The organism is Mucilaginibacter sp., from assembly GCF_039925265.1.
Classification (GTDB): domain Bacteria; phylum Bacteroidota; class Bacteroidia; order Sphingobacteriales; family Sphingobacteriaceae; genus Mucilaginibacter.
The window spans coordinates 108084-127198 of record NZ_JBDSZG010000060.1 but is presented as its reverse complement, the minus strand read 5'-3'; the positions used below and the strand labels follow the sequence as shown (position 1 = coordinate 127198).

At 43.9% G+C, this 19115-nt stretch carries 21 protein-coding genes and 3 tRNA genes; 10 read left to right on the top strand and 14 right to left on the bottom strand.

Translation table 11 applies throughout. The annotated features are described in order from the left end of the window. The first annotated feature begins 220 nt into the window (after nucleotides 1-220). The 5 genes from ABIX36_RS26010 (at nucleotide 221) to ABIX36_RS25990 (ending at nucleotide 3171) form a co-directional block, all read left to right on the top strand. Nucleotides 221-652 (top strand): hypothetical protein, encoded by a 432-nt coding sequence (locus ABIX36_RS26010; protein ID WP_348085087.1) that lies wholly within the window; start codon nucleotides 221-223, stop codon nucleotides 650-652. A gap of 30 nt (nucleotides 653-682) precedes the next feature. Further along, nucleotides 683-1324, top strand: coding sequence for a hypothetical protein (locus ABIX36_RS26005; RefSeq protein WP_348085086.1), 642 nt, complete (start codon nucleotides 683-685; stop codon nucleotides 1322-1324). After that, on the top strand, nucleotides 1317-2096 hold the full coding sequence (locus ABIX36_RS26000) for an ATP-binding protein (RefSeq protein WP_348085085.1): 780 nt from the start codon (nucleotides 1317-1319) through the stop codon (nucleotides 2094-2096). Before ABIX36_RS26005 ends, ABIX36_RS26000 begins: the two co-directional genes overlap by 8 nt. A gap of 6 nt (nucleotides 2097-2102) precedes the next feature. Further along, a complete protein-coding gene (locus tag ABIX36_RS25995; RefSeq protein ID WP_348085084.1) occupies nucleotides 2103-2753 on the top strand; it encodes a response regulator transcription factor in 651 nt (216 codons plus the stop codon). A 232-nt stretch (nucleotides 2754-2985) separates the two neighbouring features. Then, complete coding sequence (locus tag ABIX36_RS25990) at nucleotides 2986-3171, top strand: hypothetical protein (protein WP_348085083.1); 186 nt, start codon at nucleotides 2986-2988, stop codon at nucleotides 3169-3171. A 177-nt stretch (nucleotides 3172-3348) separates the two neighbouring features. Here ABIX36_RS25990 and ABIX36_RS25985 read toward each other — a convergent pair whose 3' ends face one another. The 7 genes from ABIX36_RS25985 to ABIX36_RS25955 all read right to left on the bottom strand — a co-directional run bounded on the left by ABIX36_RS25985 (nucleotide 3349) and on the right by ABIX36_RS25955 (nucleotide 7736). Then, nucleotides 3349-3774, bottom strand: a complete 426-nt coding sequence (locus tag ABIX36_RS25985) for a protein-export chaperone SecB (protein ID WP_348085082.1) — start codon at nucleotides 3772-3774, stop codon at nucleotides 3349-3351. Nucleotides 3775-3776: 2 nt separating this feature from the next. Beyond that, nucleotides 3777-4346 (bottom strand): hypothetical protein, encoded by a 570-nt coding sequence (locus ABIX36_RS25980; RefSeq protein WP_348085081.1) that lies wholly within the window; start codon nucleotides 4344-4346, stop codon nucleotides 3777-3779. Further along, entirely contained in the window at nucleotides 4347-4763 is a 417-nt protein-coding gene (locus tag ABIX36_RS25975) for a hypothetical protein (protein ID WP_348085080.1), read from the bottom strand. A gap of 259 nt (nucleotides 4764-5022) precedes the next feature. Beyond that, nucleotides 5023-5487 carry a hypothetical protein gene (locus ABIX36_RS25970; RefSeq protein WP_348085079.1) on the bottom strand — a complete coding sequence of 155 codons (465 nt, stop codon included), beginning with the start codon at nucleotides 5485-5487 and terminating at the stop codon, nucleotides 5023-5025. A gap of 95 nt (nucleotides 5488-5582) precedes the next feature. Then, nucleotides 5583-5819, bottom strand: a complete 237-nt coding sequence (locus ABIX36_RS25965) for a hypothetical protein (RefSeq protein ID WP_348085078.1) — start codon at nucleotides 5817-5819, stop codon at nucleotides 5583-5585. Nucleotides 5820-6232: 413 nt separating this feature from the next. Beyond that, entirely contained in the window at nucleotides 6233-7261 is a 1029-nt protein-coding gene (locus tag ABIX36_RS25960) for an RtcB family protein (RefSeq protein ID WP_348085115.1), read from the bottom strand. Continuing rightward, entirely contained in the window at nucleotides 7152-7736 is a 585-nt protein-coding gene (locus tag ABIX36_RS25955) for a hypothetical protein (protein WP_348085077.1), read from the bottom strand. The genes ABIX36_RS25960 and ABIX36_RS25955 overlap by 110 nt, the downstream gene beginning before the upstream one ends. A gap of 218 nt (nucleotides 7737-7954) precedes the next feature. Here ABIX36_RS25955 and ABIX36_RS25950 point away from each other — a divergent pair, with 218 nt between their 5' ends. Beyond that, the gene (locus ABIX36_RS25950) at nucleotides 7955-9016 is read left to right on the top strand and encodes a WYL domain-containing protein (RefSeq protein ID WP_348085076.1); all 1062 of its coding nucleotides are present in this window, start codon (nucleotides 7955-7957) and stop codon (nucleotides 9014-9016) included. Here ABIX36_RS25950 and ABIX36_RS25945 read toward each other — a convergent pair. The 3 genes from ABIX36_RS25945 to ABIX36_RS25935 all read right to left on the bottom strand — a co-directional run bounded on the left by ABIX36_RS25945 (nucleotide 9001) and on the right by ABIX36_RS25935 (nucleotide 10373). Then, entirely contained in the window at nucleotides 9001-9903 is a 903-nt protein-coding gene (locus ABIX36_RS25945) for a hypothetical protein (protein WP_348085075.1), read from the bottom strand. The two genes, ABIX36_RS25950 and ABIX36_RS25945, sit on opposite strands and share 16 nt — an antisense overlap. Before the next feature lie 214 nt (nucleotides 9904-10117). After that, nucleotides 10118-10201, bottom strand: a tRNA-Leu gene (locus ABIX36_RS25940). Between the two features lie 88 nt (nucleotides 10202-10289). After that, a tRNA-Leu gene (locus ABIX36_RS25935) sits at nucleotides 10290-10373 on the bottom strand. Between the two features lie 167 nt (nucleotides 10374-10540). Between ABIX36_RS25935 and ABIX36_RS25930 the strand changes: the two genes are divergently transcribed. The 3 genes from ABIX36_RS25930 to ABIX36_RS25920 all read left to right on the top strand — a co-directional run bounded on the left by ABIX36_RS25930 (nucleotide 10541) and on the right by ABIX36_RS25920 (nucleotide 12205). Beyond that, nucleotides 10541-10978 (top strand): DUF2147 domain-containing protein, encoded by a 438-nt coding sequence (locus ABIX36_RS25930; RefSeq protein ID WP_348085074.1) that lies wholly within the window; start codon nucleotides 10541-10543, stop codon nucleotides 10976-10978. Further along, nucleotides 10975-12000 carry a YCF48-related protein gene (locus ABIX36_RS25925; protein ID WP_348085073.1) on the top strand — a complete coding sequence of 342 codons (1026 nt, stop codon included), beginning with the start codon at nucleotides 10975-10977 and terminating at the stop codon, nucleotides 11998-12000. The genes ABIX36_RS25930 and ABIX36_RS25925 overlap by 4 nt, the downstream gene beginning before the upstream one ends. Before the next feature lie 132 nt (nucleotides 12001-12132). Next, nucleotides 12133-12205, top strand: a tRNA-Lys gene (locus ABIX36_RS25920). A 283-nt stretch (nucleotides 12206-12488) separates the two neighbouring features. Here the strand turns inward: ABIX36_RS25920 and ABIX36_RS25915 are convergent. The 3 genes from ABIX36_RS25915 to ABIX36_RS25905 all read right to left on the bottom strand — a co-directional run bounded on the left by ABIX36_RS25915 (nucleotide 12489) and on the right by ABIX36_RS25905 (nucleotide 14641). Continuing rightward, nucleotides 12489-13412, bottom strand: a complete 924-nt coding sequence (locus tag ABIX36_RS25915) for a helix-turn-helix transcriptional regulator (protein ID WP_348085072.1) — start codon at nucleotides 13410-13412, stop codon at nucleotides 12489-12491. A gap of 17 nt (nucleotides 13413-13429) precedes the next feature. Continuing rightward, the gene (locus ABIX36_RS25910) at nucleotides 13430-13585 is read right to left on the bottom strand and encodes a hypothetical protein (RefSeq protein WP_348085071.1); all 156 of its coding nucleotides are present in this window, start codon (nucleotides 13583-13585) and stop codon (nucleotides 13430-13432) included. A 165-nt stretch (nucleotides 13586-13750) separates the two neighbouring features. Then, nucleotides 13751-14641 carry an SDR family oxidoreductase gene (locus tag ABIX36_RS25905; RefSeq protein ID WP_348085070.1) on the bottom strand — a complete coding sequence of 297 codons (891 nt, stop codon included), beginning with the start codon at nucleotides 14639-14641 and terminating at the stop codon, nucleotides 13751-13753. Between the two features lie 1858 nt (nucleotides 14642-16499). On the opposite strand from ABIX36_RS25905, the gene ABIX36_RS25900 reads away from it, so the two are divergent. Beyond that, nucleotides 16500-18869 carry a TIM-barrel domain-containing protein gene (locus ABIX36_RS25900; RefSeq protein WP_348085069.1) on the top strand — a complete coding sequence of 790 codons (2370 nt, stop codon included), beginning with the start codon at nucleotides 16500-16502 and terminating at the stop codon, nucleotides 18867-18869. Nucleotides 18870-18879: 10 nt separating this feature from the next. Here ABIX36_RS25900 and ABIX36_RS25895 read toward each other — a convergent pair whose 3' ends face one another. Further along, nucleotides 18880-19095: a helix-turn-helix domain-containing protein gene (locus tag ABIX36_RS25895; protein ID WP_348085068.1), complete on the bottom strand. Its 216-nt coding sequence runs from the start codon at nucleotides 19093-19095 to the stop codon at nucleotides 18880-18882. Nucleotides 19096-19115: the final 20 nt, after the last annotated feature.

Below are 19115 nucleotides of genomic sequence, written 5' to 3'. Positions count from 1 at the left end.
AATGATACATGCGGGACTTGTTTGTTGTAACCAAATCTACCGGCTTGGCAACCAGATGTATAGCGTGGGTTTACCTGTTTTGAGGAGCGTATAAATACGGCATGATAATAAGTGTAAATACGCTTATGTTAAATATTTAATAAGCGCAACTTGCATTGCAGATCGCAAAGATTTATATTTAAATAATTAACCTTTTATTCACAATTAAACACTTAAAACAATGCCAGTAAAATTAAATGAAACGGGCACTTTAGCCCCTTTAGATCCCATCCCATTGCAGGAGATTCAAGCGCTAAGAGCCAATTATGCAACAGCACCGTATGTTCTTAACACCAGATCGGGTTGGGTGAGTGTTTACGAACTAATGGCTTTGATCAGCGATAACAAAGCAAACGGTGTACGTATATACTTTGGGCGCCATCCTAAGAACAGCTCCACTTATTCATCACCTTACCCTGAGCAAAACACGGTTATTTTGGTAGCAACGCTGGATAGTAAGAACCCTGCTAACCCAACAACCTTCGATTCGGTAGATCTTTTAAATGCCTTTGAGGCAAACGGGCCGGTTAATAGCGTAAGCTATACCAGCGGTTACCAGGGTATGGGCGGTGATATGATCCCTTTATGTCCTCCAAATTGCCCCAATCCGTGATATAATATTTCTTAAACTATAATTCTTATAATGCTGAGTATCATAATAGGATCTATACCACTATTGGTGGCACTTTTTGTATCGGCAATATATTATAAAAGGCCGGAGCCTGGCAGGCTCTGGCTTTTTACCTGGTTTTTGCTATTTACATTCCTGGTTCAAACAGGTAGTTATTTGTATTGCGTAGTGCGCCCCGGACATAGCAATCATTTTATTTTTAATAGCTACACCATCGTAATGTTTATTTTTTATGCCTACATCTATTACGAGGTGTTAACCAGGCCGCTGTTTAAAAAGTTGGTGGCCTGCGGTTCACTGTTTTTCTTTGTGTTTTGTTTTTACCACATCATCTTTATAAACCACTTTTTTAAATACAGCCCAATTTCGTATGACGTTGGCGGGTTCCTGGTGCTGTGTTATTGCTTTTTATATATGACAGAGCTGTTACGGGCCGACGAGTTTATCAACTTTTTTAAAACGCCTATGTTTTGGATCTCCACCGGTATCATGATATCCATAGGCGGCAACTTTTTGTATATAAGTTTCTTTAATTATATACTTGATAATAAAATGGATAGCCAGGGGCATATCTATAATTTGATATCAACTGTCTTAAGTATTATCGAATATTCATTATTCGCCATTGGCTTTTATGTAAAAAAGAATGGATAACGGCGATTTGATGTTGGCGATATGTTTTGTTACGGCGCTGGTTGTGATGCTTACCTGTTTTTTTTTATATGTGCTTTTTTTGCAGCGGAACAAAAGCAACAAGTTTATAACCGAACGCGAATTGATGAAGGCTAACTTTAACGAGCAGTTGCTGCGGTCGCGGTTGGAGATGCAGGAGGAGAGTTTTAACGCCATCAGTATGGAAATACACGATAGCGTGGGCCAAACGCTTAGCCTGTTAAAAGTGCAGCTGAATATCATCGAACAAAAAGAAATTTTAGACAAAGTATTGCTCTCGGAGGCAAAAAAAAACGCGGGTAAGGCCATGAGCGATCTGCGCGATATTGCAAAAAGCCTGAGCACGGCGCATATCCATTCGCTGTCGCTTATGGAAATGGCAACGCACGAATTGCAACGTATCAACGCTGTAGGTATCATAGAAGGCACTTTGTTGTCCCTGGGGGAAGAAAAACCTGTGCAAAACGAAAAGAAACTCATCCTCTTCAGGATGATGCAGGAGAGTTGCCAAAATATCATTAAGCATTCGGGTGCCACGCGTCTCACCATAACTATTTTATTCAATAACGAAAACCTGGCAATCAAAATAAACGACAACGGTAAAGGCTTTAACCGCGAAATACTGGCGGGCCCGGGTTCGGGCCTGGGCTTGCAAAATATCATGAGCCGGGCGCTGGTAATAGGCGGGATGGCCGAGATCATAAGCGGGATAGACGAAGGCACAACGGTAGGCATAACAGTGCCATATAATTAAATACAGATGAATATAGCTATTATTGACGATCACGTACTTTTCAGGAAAAGCTTAAAGGTGCTTATCGAGCTTTTTCCGGGTTATAAAGTAATTTGCGATGCTTCCCATGGCAAGGATTTTATAAGCCGGTTAAATTCCGCGTCCCTGCCAGATATTGTTTTGATGGATATTAATATGCCCGTTATGGACGGCTACGCAACCACCGCATGGCTCCGCAATAATTATCCTGCCGTTAAAGTGCTTGCTTTAAGTACCATGGATGCCGAAACCGCCATCATCAAAATGATAAAAAGCGGTGCCCACGGCTATGTGTTGAAAGATGCCGAACCGGCTGAGTTGAGACTCGCTTTTGAGGAAGTAGTAAGCAGGGGATACTTTTATAACGAATTGGTAACGCGTAAGATTATGCGCTCGGTAGGGGTATTGGCCGATAACAATAGCAGCACCAATACATTTGCAAAGCTATCAGAACGGGAAATTGAATTGTTGAAATACATTTGTACCGAACTTACCTATAAAGAAATAGCCGACAAAATGTTTTTGAGTGCACGCACTGTAGAAGGTTACAGGGATACCTTATGCGACAAACTAAATTTAAAAAGCAGAGTAGGCCTGGCTATGTACGCTATCAGAAACCAGATAGTAAGTGCCTACTAACGCATTAAGCAGAAGGATGGGTAGCCAGAATTTGCTTGCGCTTGAGGTAGAGGGTAAGCCGAAAGCCTGAGAACCTATAGATCCCAGTTACGTTATGCTAAATTTGGACCAGTGTGGAGGGGGGCAACGGAGAGCGTATATAATCACGCTGTTTTTAAAAATATTAGTTTATATATTTGATAAAGCAATAGACAACGTTAGTGTTTTCTGTTTTTAATAACATAAAAACGCTATGAAAAAGTTAAGCCGATATTCAAATTTTGATGATTTAAAAGCAAGTGCCACTGCTAATAAACAGGTGAATGTTGATGAAGTGAAATTGGCGGAATTGAAAGTTTTTTTCAAGATTCTAAGGAACAACTCAACCCCAATAAAAACTGAAACACCCGCCCAGTCAGGCGTCCACGCCTGTCTGTAAATGTTTGTCAGCGTCCACGCTGACGGGCATCGATTGAATAACATTGTCAGTTGATGCATTGCGTGACATGAAATTAAATATGAGTAATTACATTTAGACCGGGTAGTTTAAGCGCAGACGCTTAAATTACCTGCATCCAGGCGTAGAGCCTGGATGGGCGGGGGATGAAAAAGCAACTTACTTAGAACTTGTCTTTTTCTTTTTTTTCTGCTCAGAGTGTTGAACAAAATTAACCGGAGAAAGCAAAATTGGATTAATGCCTGCTTTCACCGATAATGAAGATAAGTGTTCGCGAATAAAGGGGAATATTATTGCGGGAGCGTTAATGCTTGCAAATTGGTCGATACTTAACTCTCCCTTTGCAGTAGTCGAAAATATACCGACCATTTTGATGTATGCACGCACTTGATAATCATCTCCTACGCCGGCTTTAAACGTTAAATGAAGCGTTACACTTAACATATTATCGCCTCTAGTATCTTCCACCTCTATATCTACGCTATTAGTGAAATTTGGCTCGTCAAAATCTATGCTCCAACTTCTAGTAAAATTACTATCAAGTAATAAAATGTGCTGTAAACTGTAAGACGGTTTTTCGGACATGATTAAGCGGCTAAAGCATAGTTGTTTTGTCCAGCCTCAGAGTATGTTGTATCATCAGCTAAAGATGTTATCGTATCTATGGTATTTAAGACTCCTGTTTTCTTAGGATAAATGTTGATATTGGTAGCAATTACACCAATCGGCTGTTTAAAGAAACTTTTACTCATTTGTATTTTAAAGTGATGCTCCATTTGCGCATCATACTTTTCAAATAACTCTTGTAATAAATCGTTATTTATGCCGGTAAAACTAGTGAGAATTTGATTTATTGAAATTAGAGCAGGGTTTTTACAGAAATTATTCCCGACAAATTCATGATCTATTTTTTCAAGTTTATACAAGTCATCTCCAGATAGGAACACAACGTTTTCATAAGGAAATTCCTTAATGAAATTATCAATTATATCATCTTCTACCACTCTGAATTTTTCATCATTATGATAAAAATGATTTGGTATGATTTCTATCACGTGTGAATTACTACTTCTATCATTGTCGTAACGAGCTCGAATATTAGGGAACTTATTAACAAGTGATATGAGCTGTAATATTATATATTCTTCTGCTGTCATTTATAATGCTTTTGTAAGTATCTTAGTTATTTCTTCTGCCTGTTGTATAGAATACCTACACTCGTCTGGTCCAATTCCTATATCTAAGTAGTCTGCGGCTGTTCTTGTTTTTTTTAATTTAAAAATTTCTTTATTAAAGGCATTTGCATCTAGCTTCTTACCGCGTAAATGTCCCAAAATTAAGTTAATATAATATTCATGTAATCCTGCGGAGGCCATTGGATTTGCTAATTTAAATTTTTTATGTTCATCAGCTATTTTAGCTTGGTCTATCCCAATTTTATAAATTATAAGATGCAACATCAATTGTATGCAACTGTAATAGGAACTGTGCACAGATGAACAGTAAAAAGATTGCTTTTGCATTTCATATGCTGCTGCTATATTTATTACTGACTTGTTCTTCAGTTGACTCATTTAGAGGAGGCAAATCTATAGATTTATAATTTTGTGAATCTAATCAATTTGCAATATAATGCAAATGCTGGAAATAAATATTTATTGTTCTTCGGAGGTTGTGAAACTAAAGCTGCCTCGCCCGCGTGCAACGTGTGTTACAATCTATCAATGGGCGATGGTTAAAACTACGGCCAACAATCGAGCAAGAATTCTTCTTGCAGTGACAAGTTGGAAGTTTGAGAAATTATAGGTCCAAGTTACGCTAACCACCGGGGGGCTATTTCCCAATATTTAATACAAATTTCTCGGCAATCAGATTTTCATTTATCATCTCGATTATTTTCAAACCCGCGTTTTGCAAGTCCTCATAAAAATCTTCCGCCGACAATATCAGTTGATTATTTAAAATTGAAAGATGATTGTTGCCCGAAGCACGTTGACTAAGCGCGATAGACGGTTTCGGCAAAAAGGAGTGATTGAGGCCACATCTTAATTCGCTATATAAGTCATATGGTGTGTTCTTGATTGCATAATTATGATATTTTGACGGAAATAATACATTTATTGCCATCCTGAACCTATCGCCGCTTTCACCTCGTTTTTGGATTGAATGATCGTCAAGACAGGCACCTAAGAGTTCAATGCTTGTTGCGATTAGCCCAAAGGATAGGTATGGGTGGAGTTTTACGATGTCTCCAAGTTGGTTTAAAATTACCACTTCAATAAATTCTTTTTGATTCATGTTTTTATAAATATATATAATATTCATCTGTTGTGAGTGTTTTTCGCCGACCAACGCGCACGTTCCCCCTAAACCTGTAGCAGCGTAAAGCCGCTTCAATCGGCGGCTTGCATCCCGATATTCATCGGGACAGGTGTCCTGCGGGGCAGAACCTGACCTAAGTACCGCTGCCCCTGCTTTTCTAAAAAATAAACACACACATCAAAACCTTGCACGCGCCCTTCGCCAAGCTCAGGGTGACAACCGCTAACCCCTCCCTGCCTTTGCGCGCCCTTGGACAGGCTCAGGGTGACAACCGCACCATCCACAAAGTGGGAAATAAAATCCATCATCAACCTTCCCCAACTAAGCCCGGATGTGCTCTGTGGCAGCATTCAGGTGTTCCAATTGTTTTAGGCATATTTTGCATTTTTAATAACTTAGTGATAATAAGCCTGTTATAAATTTACCTAAAACAGCTAAAGTGTTCCAACGTGTTTTTTAGTAAAAACTGTAAAGCGTTGATAATCAAAACACATGGTGTTCCAAAGTGTTCCACAAAAAACTGTAAAACGCTGATATACAATACTGTTTTAAAAATAAGTGTTCCACATTTAAATGTGGAACACTTACAGCCTCGGCCTTAACCCCTCCCTGCCTTTGCGCTCGTTCCCGGCCCGCGCCCTCCCAAGGGAGGGATTTAGCTGCAACGGCTTTTTACAGTCATTATCTAAACTCCTGCTCCCCCTTCAGGGGGCCTGGGGGGCTAATCCTCCGGTCGCTCCTTAGGGTCCGCCATACGTACAATTCGCGGCTCGAATTTGGCCAGTACCTCCACCAGGTTCTGCTGGGCGGCCATCACGGTATGGATATCTTTATAGGCCATTGGGGCCTCGTCCACGTCGCTGCCTATCAGGGTGATGCGTTTATCGATGAGGTTGGCGGCAATGGCTTCCCTGCTCAGCGTTTTTATGGCGGCGCTCCGGCTCATTAAACGGCCCGCGCCATGGCTCGCCGAGTTGATGCTGGTTGCATCGCCTTTACCGCGCACCACAAAACCGGGGGTGCTCATACTGCCGGGGATAATGCCCAGCACGCCTTCGCCTGCGGGGGTTGCGCCCTTGCGGTGTACCATTACTTCGGTACCATCGGCCAGTTGTTCCTGCCAGGCAAAGTTGTGGTGGTTCTCAATCATCATTACCGGCGCACGGTTTAGCGCACGCGCAATTTTGTTGTGGATCTCGTGGTGGTTGGCGCTTGCGTATTCGCCGGCCAGGTTCATGGCAATCCAGTATTCCTGCCCTTCGTCCTTATCCAGGTCCAGCCAGGCGAGGTGTTTGGCCTCCGGTGGCAGCTTGGTTTTGGTCATGGCTATTTTGCTGTAATAATCGGCCACGCTACCGCCAAACCCGCGCGAGCCGGAGTGGGAAAGTAGCGACAAATAAGTACCCGCCGGGATGCCGTTTAAAGCGCCGTCGGCGATGGTGAGCTCGCCCCATTCCACAAAGTGGTTGCCGGTGCCGCTGGTACCCAGCTGCGCGTATGCCTTATCCTTTAGTCCGCGGATCACCTTGGTCTCGCCCCACATTTTGCTGTCGAACAGCGAACTGTCGTGGTACGATTTGGTGGTGCAGCCCATACCAAAATACGTGTTTTGCATCAGCAGGCTTTTCAGCAGGTCGGTTTCAAGATCTATCATGCTGGCGGGCAGGTCGAAGATGCTGAGGCACATCCGGCAGGCAATATCCACACCCACCGCGAAGGGGATAATGGTATTGGCCGTGGTGGCCAGCACGCCGCCAATGGGCAGGCCGTAGCCCTGGTGTGCATCGGGCATCAGCGCGCCCGGCGACAGCTATGGGCAATTGTATAGCTGTTTTCATCTGTGCCAGCGCGCCTACCTCAATATGTTCTATCCCCCAAACCGGGAAATTGGCTATCTCTTCCTTCAGCTTAAATATGCTGCGTTGCTGTTTTAAAAAATGGCCGTCCTTACGCAGCTGGATCACGCTTTCGGCCAGGTTTTTAAACTTGCCGCCTTTTTTAAGCGCATAGGGCATAGGGTTGTCTATGAGTGCTTCCAGGTTAGCCAGGATCTGTGTTTTATCCATCACGCCGTGTTTAAGCAGGCCGTTGGCCACGCGGCTGAAGTTCTCCAGTATCTTATTATCGTCAATGCCAAAGGCCTTAAGTTCGTTGTTGCTTATTTTTTCTTTTTGGCTCTTCGCCCCCTCAGGGTCGAGCGAGATATTTGTGTTTGTTTTTCTCATAACAGTACAAAGAAATACACCTACTGCGCAATCTATTTGCGCAGTAGAAAATAATTTGATAATATTATAAAAAACTTTGTCGCCTTGTCCTGAGCGATAGCGAACTGTGCGTGGCGAATATGCCTATCGGTGAATAGATGCTTCGCTGCGCTCAAGCATGACAAAGTGTTGAATAGCATAAATCCGAAATCGAACATCCGAATATCTCAAATAAAGAAATGCCTGTAAACCGCAACGCCCTTATCCGCTACCGCACAATAGACCATTGCCTGCAGAACCGCCGCCGCAAATGGACGCTGGAGGACATTATAGATGCCTGTGCCGATGCTTTGTACGAGTACCAGGGCATCAATACGGGTGTGAGTCGCCGCACTATACAGGCCGATATAGAGATGATGCGCAGCAATAAGCTGGGTTACGAGGCGCCTATTGTAGTGGTGGATAAGAAGTACTACACCTATGAGGATAAGAACTACAGCATCACCAACAGCCCGCTAAATCAACAGGACATGCAGGTGCTTACCGAGGTATCGGACTTGCTGAAGCAGTTTAAGGGCTTTGGGCATTTTGCCGATATCAACGAGATGGTGAGCAAGCTGGAGGACAAGATCTACACCCAGAAAACCCAGAGCCCGCCCGTAATTGATTTTGAGAAGAACGATAACCTGAAAGGGTTGGAGTGGATAGAGGTGATCCGTAAGGCCATTGTGGCGAGGCAAACGCTGTGCATCACCTACCAATCGTTTAAGGCGCGGGAAGCCAGCACCTTTTGCTTTAGCGCGTATTTATTGAAGGAATACCGCAACCGCTGGTTTGTGCTCGGACAATCGCACGCCCGTAATTCGCCTATGCTCACCCTGGCGCTCGACCGTATAAAAACGGTGGAAGAGCATGAGGATGGCTATCGTGAGAATATCCGCATAGACCTCGCCACCTACTATAACGACGTGCTGGGCGTTACCAAAAGCCCCGGCCAGCGCGATGGCGAGGTGATCTTTTGGATAGACGATGCTAACGCGCCGTACGTAATTACCAAGCCCCTGCACCACACCCAAAAACTACTGAAGGAGCACGATGGCGGCAAGATCTTCAGCATCCGCGTTATTATGAACTTTGAGCTGGAACGCGAGCTGCTGGGTTTCGGTGCCAAGCTGCGTGTTTTGGGGCCGAGAATCCTGGTAAAACAAATAAAAGCGCAATTAAGCCGCGCGCTGGACCGATACCAGGCCGATAGCAGGCCTAAGAGCGCGGAGGAAGCCGATGATCAATCAAGGTCATAAGTAAGAGTGTATTCGCCTGGTTTATTGCTATTCAGGCTGATGGTTACCATATGTTTTATGTTGGTGATCTTTTGCATAGGGTCTACATCATAAGGGAGCCGGCCGGTTTCGGTAAAGACCACACCGCGCACAAAATGTTCCTTTGTTTTGCCCGTAAAATTGTCCGCCCTGTTTACACCCAGGCCATATGCTACCGGGAGAATGCTGCGTGTGGCAGCTTGCAGCGCATCAAATTTGGCATTGGCAGCGGCCAGGTCGGTGTAGGTAGGGAAGGTGCAGGCGTAAGTAGCGGAGCCGCTGATGACCTCAATTTTACATTCAGCATCGTCGAAAAGCTTCACAGTTGGTACAAAATTAGCACCCATAAAACTTTCAGACTGGCTTAGCTTTACAAATTCATACCCCAGGAATTTTTGCCCCTGCAGGTACTGAAGCTTATCGCCAAAAACGGTGGACGCGGTGTTTCTAACCCTATCGGCGCCTTTCCGGTACAGGTACAGATCGATGGAAAATTTGCCTGTAGCGCCTTTGTCTTTAGTAGAAAACAAAAGCCTGTATATCCCTGCAAAGGGAGGACGAAAAGGCAGTTTGAGCCCGCTGCCGGTGGTCTTGCTAAAAACCCGCTCATCCTGTTTAAGGGAAATTCTGCCCAGGGTATCCTGTACGCCAAGCAGTACCGAAAAATCGCCGGAACGGTAAACGATGAAGGCCGCGTCGCCGGGATCAAACGGTATGGTTAAAGATTGATAGTATTTGCCATCGCTGGTTTGGGTAGATGCGGCGGTAAACTCTGCATCAAAGCGCTGATGCAAAAACGGTTGATTTTGTGCCTGGGCAAAAGCAAAGCTTACAAAACAAAGAAGCAGGGGGAGCAGAGATCTTTTCATGGTGCTTGGGGTGAGGTTGTAAGCTAAAGATACCCTGATAACAGCGGCAGAACAATAATACAGATGTAGTATTTATGAGAGTTGTGAAGTGCGCGCCGGGAAAATGATCCGTACCCGGTTGCCGCAGATGTCGCTTCAGGATTTAAAAGAATTGTACCCAAGAGAGACTCTAACTCTCAAGAGGAAATTCTTAACAGGAAAGTAATTTGAATTGTGCCCAGAACGAGATTCGAACTCGTACATCCTTGCGAATGCCACCCCCTCAAGATGGTGCGTCTACCAATTTCGCCACCTGGGCATTGTTATCAAGTAAAAAGTCTTAAGTTGAAAGTTTCAAGTCCTAAACAGACTTATAACTCCCGACTTAAGACTTCTAAAAATGGATGTGCCCGAAGAGAGACTCGAACTCTCAAGAGACAATTCTCAACGGCTTCTGAGACCGCAACGTTTACCAATTTCGCCATCCGGGCAATAGAACGATTTTTCCTTTAATGATTGCTGGCTTGCGGCCACACCCCCATTGCGGGCTGCAAATATAACCGTTTACCCTATCCAAATAAAAATAAATGCAAAATAAGCTGTGTTTTGCAAATACGATGGTAAAACCTACCTTCGGGGTAACCAATTATTACACTTCATGATCAAAAAAACATGTATAGCGCTGCTGTTTACAGTGGTATGCGCGCTTACCGCATCGGCACAAAAAGCCGACGCAATTTTAGGTAAATGGATAAACCCCAGCGGCGAAGGCCAGGTACTCATCTTTAAAAAAGGGGATAAATACTTCGGTAAGCTTGTCTGGATGAAAGAGCCCAACGATGCCAGCGGCAAGCCAAAGCTGGACGCCCTGAACCCCGATAAGGCCTTACAGTCGCGCCCTAAACTGGGAATAGAGTTATTAAAGAACTTCACCTTTGATGGCGACGACGTTTATGAGGACGGCACCATCTACGACCCAAAATCGGGCAAAACCTATAGCTGCAAAATGACATTGAAGGGCGATGTTTTGAAAATTCGTGGCTATATTGGCATTTCGTTATTTGGACGAAGCGAAAACTGGGCACGTGTAAAATGAAATTAAGAAGCATCCTCTGCGCCGCATTGCCGGCACTGCTGTTTATCAGCACAAATTTAAATGCGCAAACTATTAACCTGGTACACCAGGGTACCCGCGTGAGTATGCGCGGTTTATCTGTGGTGGACCATAACACGGCCTGGGTAAGCGGCAGCGGCGGCAATGTGGGCATCAGTAACGATGGCGGCAAAACATGGGCGTTTCAGCAGCTTAAAGGTTACGAGAAACTCGATTTTAGGGACATAGAAGCTTTTTCGGATAAAGATGCCGTGATCATGAGTTCGGGCACGCCGGCGGTTATTTTAAAAACCAATGATGGCGGTGCCACCTGGCAGGAGAAATACCGCAATGCCGACAGCCTGTATTTTCTGGATGCGATGGATTTTGCAGATAAGAAACACGGCTACATTATGGGCGACCCTATAAAGGACGAATTTTTACTGCTGGAAACAAAAGATGGTGGCAACAACTGGAAAGAACTAACCAATGCCCCTGCCGCTTTAAAAGGCGAAGCTGCCTTTGCGGCAAGCGGCACCTGCCTGCGGGTTGATAAAAAAGGCATCTCCATTGTTACCGGCGGTGCCCATAGTCGCGAACTTACCTTTAACTTCAAGACCCCCAATATTTGGATAGCCCGCGAACTTAAGGTTTTGCACGGGCAGCAAAGCCAGGGCGCGTTTTCTGTTGCAAATGGCAGCAGCAAAGTGATAGTAGGCGGCGATTATGCTAAACCTGCACGCACCGATTCTATATCCGAATATTTGCCAGGCAAGAATGCCACAGCAGCCAACACTGCGGTACTCTCTGCCGCAAACCCGGTAGGGTTTCAGTCGTCGGTAGAGTATATAAAAGACGATACTTTTATTTCTACAGGCACCCCTGGAAGCTGTATAAGTACCGATGGCGGCAAAGCTTGGACTAAAATTGATGACAAAAGTTACAACGTTTGCCGCAAAGCTAAGAAGGGTAACCTCATTTTATTCGCAGGCGACAGGGGCAAAATAGGAATTTATAGGCCTTAAATACTGATAATGAAAGCCTTATTTTTTACCTGAAAATAATTTTAAAATAGACTTGCAGGCAATGTATAATCGGCGTATATTTGCACCACTTAAAACGGAAACGCTTTCAGTAGCGAAACAAGTTGAAAAGATGATTCCGTAGCTCAGCTGGTAGAGCATAACACTTTTAATGTTGGGGTCCTGGGTTCGAATCCCAGCGGGATCACAAAGACCACCCAACCGGTCGAACGTTTTGAAGTAAGAGCCTCTTGAAAAAGAGGCTCTTTTTTGTTTAAACGCGGTTTTTAAGTCAGAAACCAACTTTTTTCAAATTCATTCCTTCACTTTTCTCAAAAATTTCAATACAAGTTAGTTCAATGTAATGAAGCTTTTTCCCCTATCCTGATGGAAACAACTTTTTATATACGTTTCGTTCTTCCGATGATCTTTCTTAATTCCTACAATCTTTGAACGATTATGTAATTAAAATTGCTGCTTAAATCAGACTATTAGTTAAAAGAATGACGAAATTCCAGTGGCGAGAGGCTGGTCTTGGTTTTAAACAGTTTGCTGAATGATTGCAGGTGCTCAAAACCCAATTCATATGCTATCTCACTAACCGATAAAGTTGTTGTTGAGAGTTTTTCCTTGGCCAATTCTATCAACTTGTTATGCAAATGTTGCTGGGTACTCTGGCCGGTCAATGATTTGAGCAGGCCGCTCAAGTAACCCGGCGATATATTTAAACTCTCGGCAATAAAGGTTACGCTAGGCAGTCCTTTTTGCGCAAGCGCGCCACTGCTGAAATAGTCATTGAGTAAGTCTTCCAATTTGCTCAGAATCTCATGGCTAGCGATCTTGCGGGTGATGAACTGGCGCTGGTAAAATCTTTCCGAATAGGTCAGCAGTAGTTCCAGCTGGGCGATGATCACGCTCGCACTAAAACGGTCAATATTGGCATGATATTCCTGCTCAATATTTTGAGCAATGGTGGTGAGCATCGTTTCTTCCTTGTCGGATAAGTAAAGCGCCTCATTAACGGAATAATTGAAGAATTCATATTGTCTAATGGTTTTTGCCAACGGCGTATTCCAAAGAAAATCCGGGTGGATTAGGATCATCCAGCCTTCAGGACGATGCATTACGCTGCCCTTTTCAATTTCCATTCCAAAGACCTGCCCGGGAGAAATGAAAAATAATACCCCTTCATCAAAATCACTGGCCTGCTGGCCATATTTGAATTTAACATGCTTCATTCTTTTCATCGCGATCGAATAAAAATCATAAACAATACTGAACGCGCCTTCGACCAATGGCCTGTTTAGGTCGTCCATATGCACTAAGCTGATCAGCGGGTGCGCCGGTTTAGGCAGGCCAGCGGCCCGGTGATATTCAGTGATCGTATGAAAATGATAAAGTTTGTTATTATTCATAAGGAGGTTGAAGCTCGTTATTTTTTGTGATAAACGTTGGCAAACTCTTCGGCGAAATCGGCGAGTTTGACTTTACCCATTTTCGGCTGGCTGCGGTGAAAGTTTTCCAGGGTTTTGCCGCTGTGCATTACTGCCTGCATTTCTACTAAGGTCGCAGCCAGCTTTTCCGGCACTTTGGTATTGACCCAATAGTTGCAGTCACTCCCAAAGCTTTAATAGCTGCCTGTTTTTCTGGTTCGCTGCTAACAACGTCACCGCATGGCCGCGGGCAATTAATATCTCTGTCAACGGTTTGCTGATGTTCCCCAAAGAACCAGTTACAATAATTTTCATCTTTCTTAATTAGTATAAACACCGTTCTCAATATCGGCAAGTAAGGTGGAGTGAGTCGGCTGCCAGTTCAAATGTTCCTGCGTCCATTGGCTTGATGCCGGGCAGTTGATCGTGGCCATCTGTGAGAACCAGCCAAAATGGTCAGCTGCTGCTTCAGGAGCGAGCGAAATTACCGGGAGGTTCAGTTGTTTGCCTATGGCTTCGGCTATAGCTTTAACCGGAATACCCTCCTCGGCACAAGCATGGTAACGGGTACGTGGCTCAGCCTGTTCTAAAGCAAGCCGGAATAAATGCGCTGCATCCAGCCTGTGTACTGCATTCCATCGGTTGAGCCCTTCTCCGATATATGCCGAAACCCCTTTTTCGCGGGCCATATTAACCAGTATCGGTATAAATCCATGTTTATCCCCGTCGCCATGCACAGATGGTGATAAGCGAACGGCTGCCGCATATACACCCAACGCCGCTACGGCATCTGCCGCCTGTTCAGAAGCCCGTGGCCAGGCGGGGTTGAATGGCGGCAGGATATCTTCAGTGGCCAGCCTCCCCGGGCTAACCAGCGCCGTTCCGGAGGTTACAATAAACGGGTGGTTGGAGCCGGCCAATACTTCGCCAATGGTTTCAATGGCTATTTTATCTACCTGGCAAACTTCAGCGAACCGCGTAAAGTCATGGATAAAACCGGCATGAATTACGCCGTCTGATTGGGCAGCGCCGCTGCGCAGGCTGTCGAGATCTTCCAGGTCGCCCCGATGAGCTTCCGCGCCTGCATCGATCAGTTTTTGTGCCGATGCATCAGACCGGGCCAGCCCCAATACCTGGTGGCCTGCATTTATTAATTCCTGCACAATGGCAGTACCGATGAAGCCTGTGGCTCCTGTGACAAATACACGCATAATGTTTTTTCTTTTGTTGATACAAAGGTGCGCTGCTTTGACTTCCCGGATTTATCCAATTCTGCTTTTGATTTAGCCAAAACCGTAAAAGCGTCAAAGCTGTTTTGAGTAAAGCGGTATATTTCGCTTTCTCCGCCTCTGGGCTCTAAATAACGGCTAAAATAAAGCCTGATACCAAAACCGGAAATATGTTTGTTATTGACATCTTCAACGCGATAATAACGGTCGAACAAGTGTTGTTTTCCGATGATTGTTAATAAAACATAAGATGTTTGTTTGTTTTTATTAATGGCAATTTCATAATTTGTATATTTGGGAACATTAATTTTCGTTCTTTAAACGACATCAAAATAGTACATTTTATTACAAAGTATATCGGTGACCTTTTCGGTGACCCATTACAATCACATCGTCGTAACTTATTGATAATTAGAGGTATTAAACCTTCAAAAAATAATCCCAGCGGGATCACGAGAGAAACAAAATAACCAGAGTTTCTCATCTGTTTTGAAGTCAAAGAGGCGCTGTAAGGCGCCTTTTTTGCGTTTTAAGAGTTTTTAAGCGCATTTATGGTCACACTTGGAGCTTCCCGGCTCAAAATTCAATTAATTACAAATCAACTAAGATCATTCTGATACAGGCTAATCGATAAACTATTCGGTAACCTATTCCCTTTTCCGAAATTAGGTTACCGAATAGAAAAAAAGTGGGTTTCCGCACTGTATTCGCTGTTTTTTGGAGAACCATGTTTAACAAAATGGTTATGAAAATTAATGAAGAAATGTCTGTTTTATTTTGGATCTGGCGTCAAAAGATGGCCGCGCCATTAGCATGTCTATCGAGTCTTCTTCATTACGTATACATATACGGAAGACCTTAAACAACGACCAAATTTACATGACAGATGGCTATGTGAATAAGGAAATCCGGACGAGGCTTTCGTTAAAAGACACCATTAATCCCCCTTTAAACAATATAAATATCTTTCGGCAAAATAATTATATTACTATGCCAGGTGTTGGTTTTTCTAATCACCCCATGTGAGAAAAGATGGCGATATCTAATAATGATGTATGGGCTAAGTTTTACATTGCACTTTGGAGATTTATAGGGGATGACAAAAAATAAAAAGTGTAAACCTCAATTGGATTGGAGTATTAAGTACCGCATTGAGATTTACGCCTAATTCCATCTGTTTGTCTACTGCATTCTATGTACTTTATTATTGTCATTCGAGCAAATCGAAAATCGCTGCTGCGACTGATTAATTTATCCTGTTGCCCTTTGATTCTTGTAAAAGCCACTTAATAAAGTAATCTCAATGTTCATGGCCCGCTATAATACCGGGATGGATTCTGCACTTGTTGGTGTTCGTGGCGGTGGCCGTTGTTGTATCTTATGACCGACAACTGAAGCGTGGGAATGCCCGCGCCCGGCGCGGTGAGGAATATCCTTCAAAGTTTTTATAAGTGCGTTTCGCGGATGAGTCACCGAGCGACGCCGTTCAGACGAAGATATCCACCAAACCTGCCGGGAGATTTCCATGAAAGAGTCCCTACCTGATTTATCAGCCATCGTAATATTGAAATGTCCCAGCCGGGCCACGCTCTTTAGCCTGAATAGGGGCAGTTTTGTCAATTTGAACATTTCGTGCCCTATTTATTCACTTTTGTACCCGCTCATCTATTTTTCCTGCGCATATTTTTGGCCAGCCGATCAATAAACCCAACTACGTTTTAAAATCAAAATAGCTGTTGTCAAGTTTCCCGATATGGAAATGAGTGCACTGCTATGAAACGAAGATCGTTGGTCAGCCAAAACCAAAACAACCAATTACTATTGCGATAAACCTATATTCATGTTGTATAAAAAACAAACTTTAAAGCGTGCTCTTTTTAACATCTTCCTTCCATTACTACTTGTTGGTATAAGCATATCCGTAAAGGCATCTGTTATATCGTACAAAAAAAGCGCAAACGGATTAGTATTTAAGTTGGATAAAGGCTTAATTGCCATAAACGTTTGCAGGAACGATATTATTGAAGTAAAATACACCATTTTCAATAGCTTCAACTCGCGCCCATCACTCGTTGTTAATAAAAAATGGGGGAATATACCCTTTGATGTACAGGAAAATAAAACTCAGTTTATTATAACAACAGCCAGGCTGAAGGTGTTGGTTAACAAAGCCAGCAATGCAATAACCTATACCGACCTTAACGGCAACGAGATTACTTCCGAAGATAAAAAAGGCATTACGCCGGCCACCATTGCCGGTATAGACACATGGAACATAAGCACCCAGTTCCATTCGCCCAAAAACGAGGCACTTTTTGGCCTGGGCTGCCACCCGGTTGACACCGGTTCGATCAACTATAAAGGCAGGAATCAGGATATGGCCATAAAGTATTTGACGGGAGCCATACCTGTATTATTATCTACCAGGGGCTATGGCCTGATGTGGGACAACTATTCGGCATCTAATTTTTACGGCGCAGAGGAAGGCAACACCAAATTCAAATATGTATCCGAAAGCGGGAGAGAGGTTGATTATTATTTTTTCTACGGCCCCGGTTTCGATCAAATCATCAACTCATACCGTACCGCTACCGGGAAGGCCCCCATGTTTCCTAAATGGGCATTTGGATTGTTCCAATCGCAGGACAGGTATCTGAGCCAGGACGAGGTACTTTCCGTAAAAGATAAATACCGCAGTAACCATATCCCGGTAGATGTCATCGTACAGGATTGGTATTATTGGGATCCATTTCCCATTGGTGTACATATCATGAACCCCGACCGTTATCCTGATCCCAAAAAGATGGTTGATGAGTTGCATAAGGCAAATATCCATGGTATGATATCCATCTGGCCGGTATTTGGTAAAGGAACAAGGGATTTCGACACCTTGAAAAAAATGGGCGGGTTAACCAGCATCACCTGGGACAATGTTGTAACGCACACTTTTGACACCTATTATGACGCGCATAACCCCAAAGCACGTGAATTATACTGGGACATGGCCCGCGACAGCCTGATTAAAAGATACGACTGGGATGCATGGTGGGTTGACCAGTGCGAACCCGATAACGGCGCATTGTTAGATGAGCGGCGCAAAAGTAATTTTTGGACGGGGAAAGGCATCGATTATTTTAATACATATTCATTGGAGCATTCTACAGGCTTATATAAAGGTTGGCGCCGCGATATTCCGAATAAACGGGCATTTTTCCTGCTCAGGCAATCTTTTGCGGGCGAACAGCGAAACGCAGGCACGCTTTGGTCATCAGATATTTCCTGCTCGTTTGAATCTTTTAAGATCCAGGTACCGCAAGGTATTAATGCCTGCACCTCCGGCATTCCATATTGGACCTCCGATATTGGTGGATACCATTACAACTGGAGCGCTCCCGATTGGTCAAAACCAGAATTCAGGGAGCTGTTTACCCGCTGGTTCCAGTTCGGTACTTTTTGTCCTATTATGCGTATTCACGGCAAGGGCGAGCGGGCCATATTTTCAAAAAATTGGGACGAAGATACCCGGGCTATACTGATGACATTCGATAAGCTTCGTTATCGCCTGCTGCCGTACATTTATTCTAACGCTGCAAAAACCACCCTCGAAAATTATACCATGATGCGTTCCCTTGCATTTGATTTTAGGAATGATACCAATGTTTATAAAATACCAGATCAATATATGTTTGGCCAGGCATTTTTGGTGAATCCGGTTACCGGCAAAAGCCAAACCAAAAGAGAGGTCTATTTACCAGGAACTGAACCGTGGTACAATTTCTGGACAGGCGAAAAACTCTCCGGAGGTAAATATATCGATGCGGCATCGCCCATAAACCTGATGCCATTATATGTACGCGCAGGCGCTATCGTACCAATGGGGCCTGAAGTTGAGTACGCTACCGAGGTAAAAAATAAAGTGATAGAACTGCGCATTTATCCGGGAGCCGATGGGCAGTTTACCTTTTATGAAGACGAGAATGATAACTACAATTATGAAAAAGGGATGTATGCCACCTTTTCATTAACCTGGAATGATAAACAGAGAAAACTAAGTATTTCCGGTACTAAAGGGAAGTTCCCGGGTGCTTTAAAGCAACATACTTTCAACGTTGTTTTGGTTAATGGCAAATATGGATCGGGGCCGTCGGAAACTGTCAAGGTTGATAAACGAGTTGTATACAATGGCAGTGCGGTAACGGTTAAATTATAGAAAGCGCTGGTTACCGGTAATTTGATTTTTTGATCAGCAACGTAATGTCCTTGACCCAAATCTTCCGGCCATCCGTTTCTAAAATCCCTTCTTCTTTGAATTCTTTTAATAAGCGAATGACATTCTCCTGTGCGATCCCGACCATGTTGGCCAGGCCTATCCGGGAAATATTTAAAATGATCTCTTTTTCACCCGGTCCATCCTCTTTAAATTTTCCCCTGAACACGATCAAGGCAATGGCCTGTG

Excerpts from the sequence above, each read along its gene's own strand:
- ABIX36_RS25985 (WP_348085082.1), bottom strand. The coding sequence starts at position 3,774 with ATGTCCGAAAAACCGTCTTACAGTTTACAGCACATTTTATTACTTGAT.
- ABIX36_RS25930 (WP_348085074.1), top strand. The coding sequence starts at position 10,541 with ATGATCAAAAAAACATGTATAGCGCTGCTGTTTACAGTGGTATGCGCG.
- ABIX36_RS25970 (WP_348085079.1), bottom strand. The coding sequence starts at position 5,487 with ATGAATCAAAAAGAATTTATTGAAGTGGTAATTTTAAACCAACTTGGA.
- ABIX36_RS25980 (WP_348085081.1), bottom strand. The coding sequence starts at position 4,346 with ATGACAGCAGAAGAATATATAATATTACAGCTCATATCACTTGTTAAT.
- ABIX36_RS25975 (WP_348085080.1), bottom strand. The coding sequence starts at position 4,763 with ATGAGTCAACTGAAGAACAAGTCAGTAATAAATATAGCAGCAGCATAT.
- ABIX36_RS25905 (WP_348085070.1), bottom strand. The coding sequence starts at position 14,641 with ATGCGTGTATTTGTCACAGGAGCCACAGGCTTCATCGGTACTGCCATT.
- ABIX36_RS25945 (WP_348085075.1), bottom strand. The coding sequence starts at position 9,903 with ATGAAAAGATCTCTGCTCCCCCTGCTTCTTTGTTTTGTAAGCTTTGCT.
- ABIX36_RS25950 (WP_348085076.1), top strand. The coding sequence starts at position 7,955 with ATGCCTGTAAACCGCAACGCCCTTATCCGCTACCGCACAATAGACCAT.
- ABIX36_RS25965 (WP_348085078.1), bottom strand. The coding sequence starts at position 5,819 with ATGATGGATTTTATTTCCCACTTTGTGGATGGTGCGGTTGTCACCCTG.
- ABIX36_RS26010 (WP_348085087.1), top strand. The coding sequence starts at position 221 with ATGCCAGTAAAATTAAATGAAACGGGCACTTTAGCCCCTTTAGATCCC.
- ABIX36_RS25915 (WP_348085072.1), bottom strand. The coding sequence starts at position 13,412 with ATGAATAATAACAAACTTTATCATTTTCATACGATCACTGAATATCAC.
- ABIX36_RS25900 (WP_348085069.1), top strand. The coding sequence starts at position 16,500 with ATGTTGTATAAAAAACAAACTTTAAAGCGTGCTCTTTTTAACATCTTC.
- ABIX36_RS25990 (WP_348085083.1), top strand. The coding sequence starts at position 2,986 with ATGAAAAAGTTAAGCCGATATTCAAATTTTGATGATTTAAAAGCAAGT.
- ABIX36_RS25955 (WP_348085077.1), bottom strand. The coding sequence starts at position 7,736 with ATGAGAAAAACAAACACAAATATCTCGCTCGACCCTGAGGGGGCGAAG.
- ABIX36_RS26000 (WP_348085085.1), top strand. The coding sequence starts at position 1,317 with ATGGATAACGGCGATTTGATGTTGGCGATATGTTTTGTTACGGCGCTG.
- ABIX36_RS25925 (WP_348085073.1), top strand. The coding sequence starts at position 10,975 with ATGAAATTAAGAAGCATCCTCTGCGCCGCATTGCCGGCACTGCTGTTT.
- ABIX36_RS26005 (WP_348085086.1), top strand. The coding sequence starts at position 683 with ATGCTGAGTATCATAATAGGATCTATACCACTATTGGTGGCACTTTTT.
- ABIX36_RS25995 (WP_348085084.1), top strand. The coding sequence starts at position 2,103 with ATGAATATAGCTATTATTGACGATCACGTACTTTTCAGGAAAAGCTTA.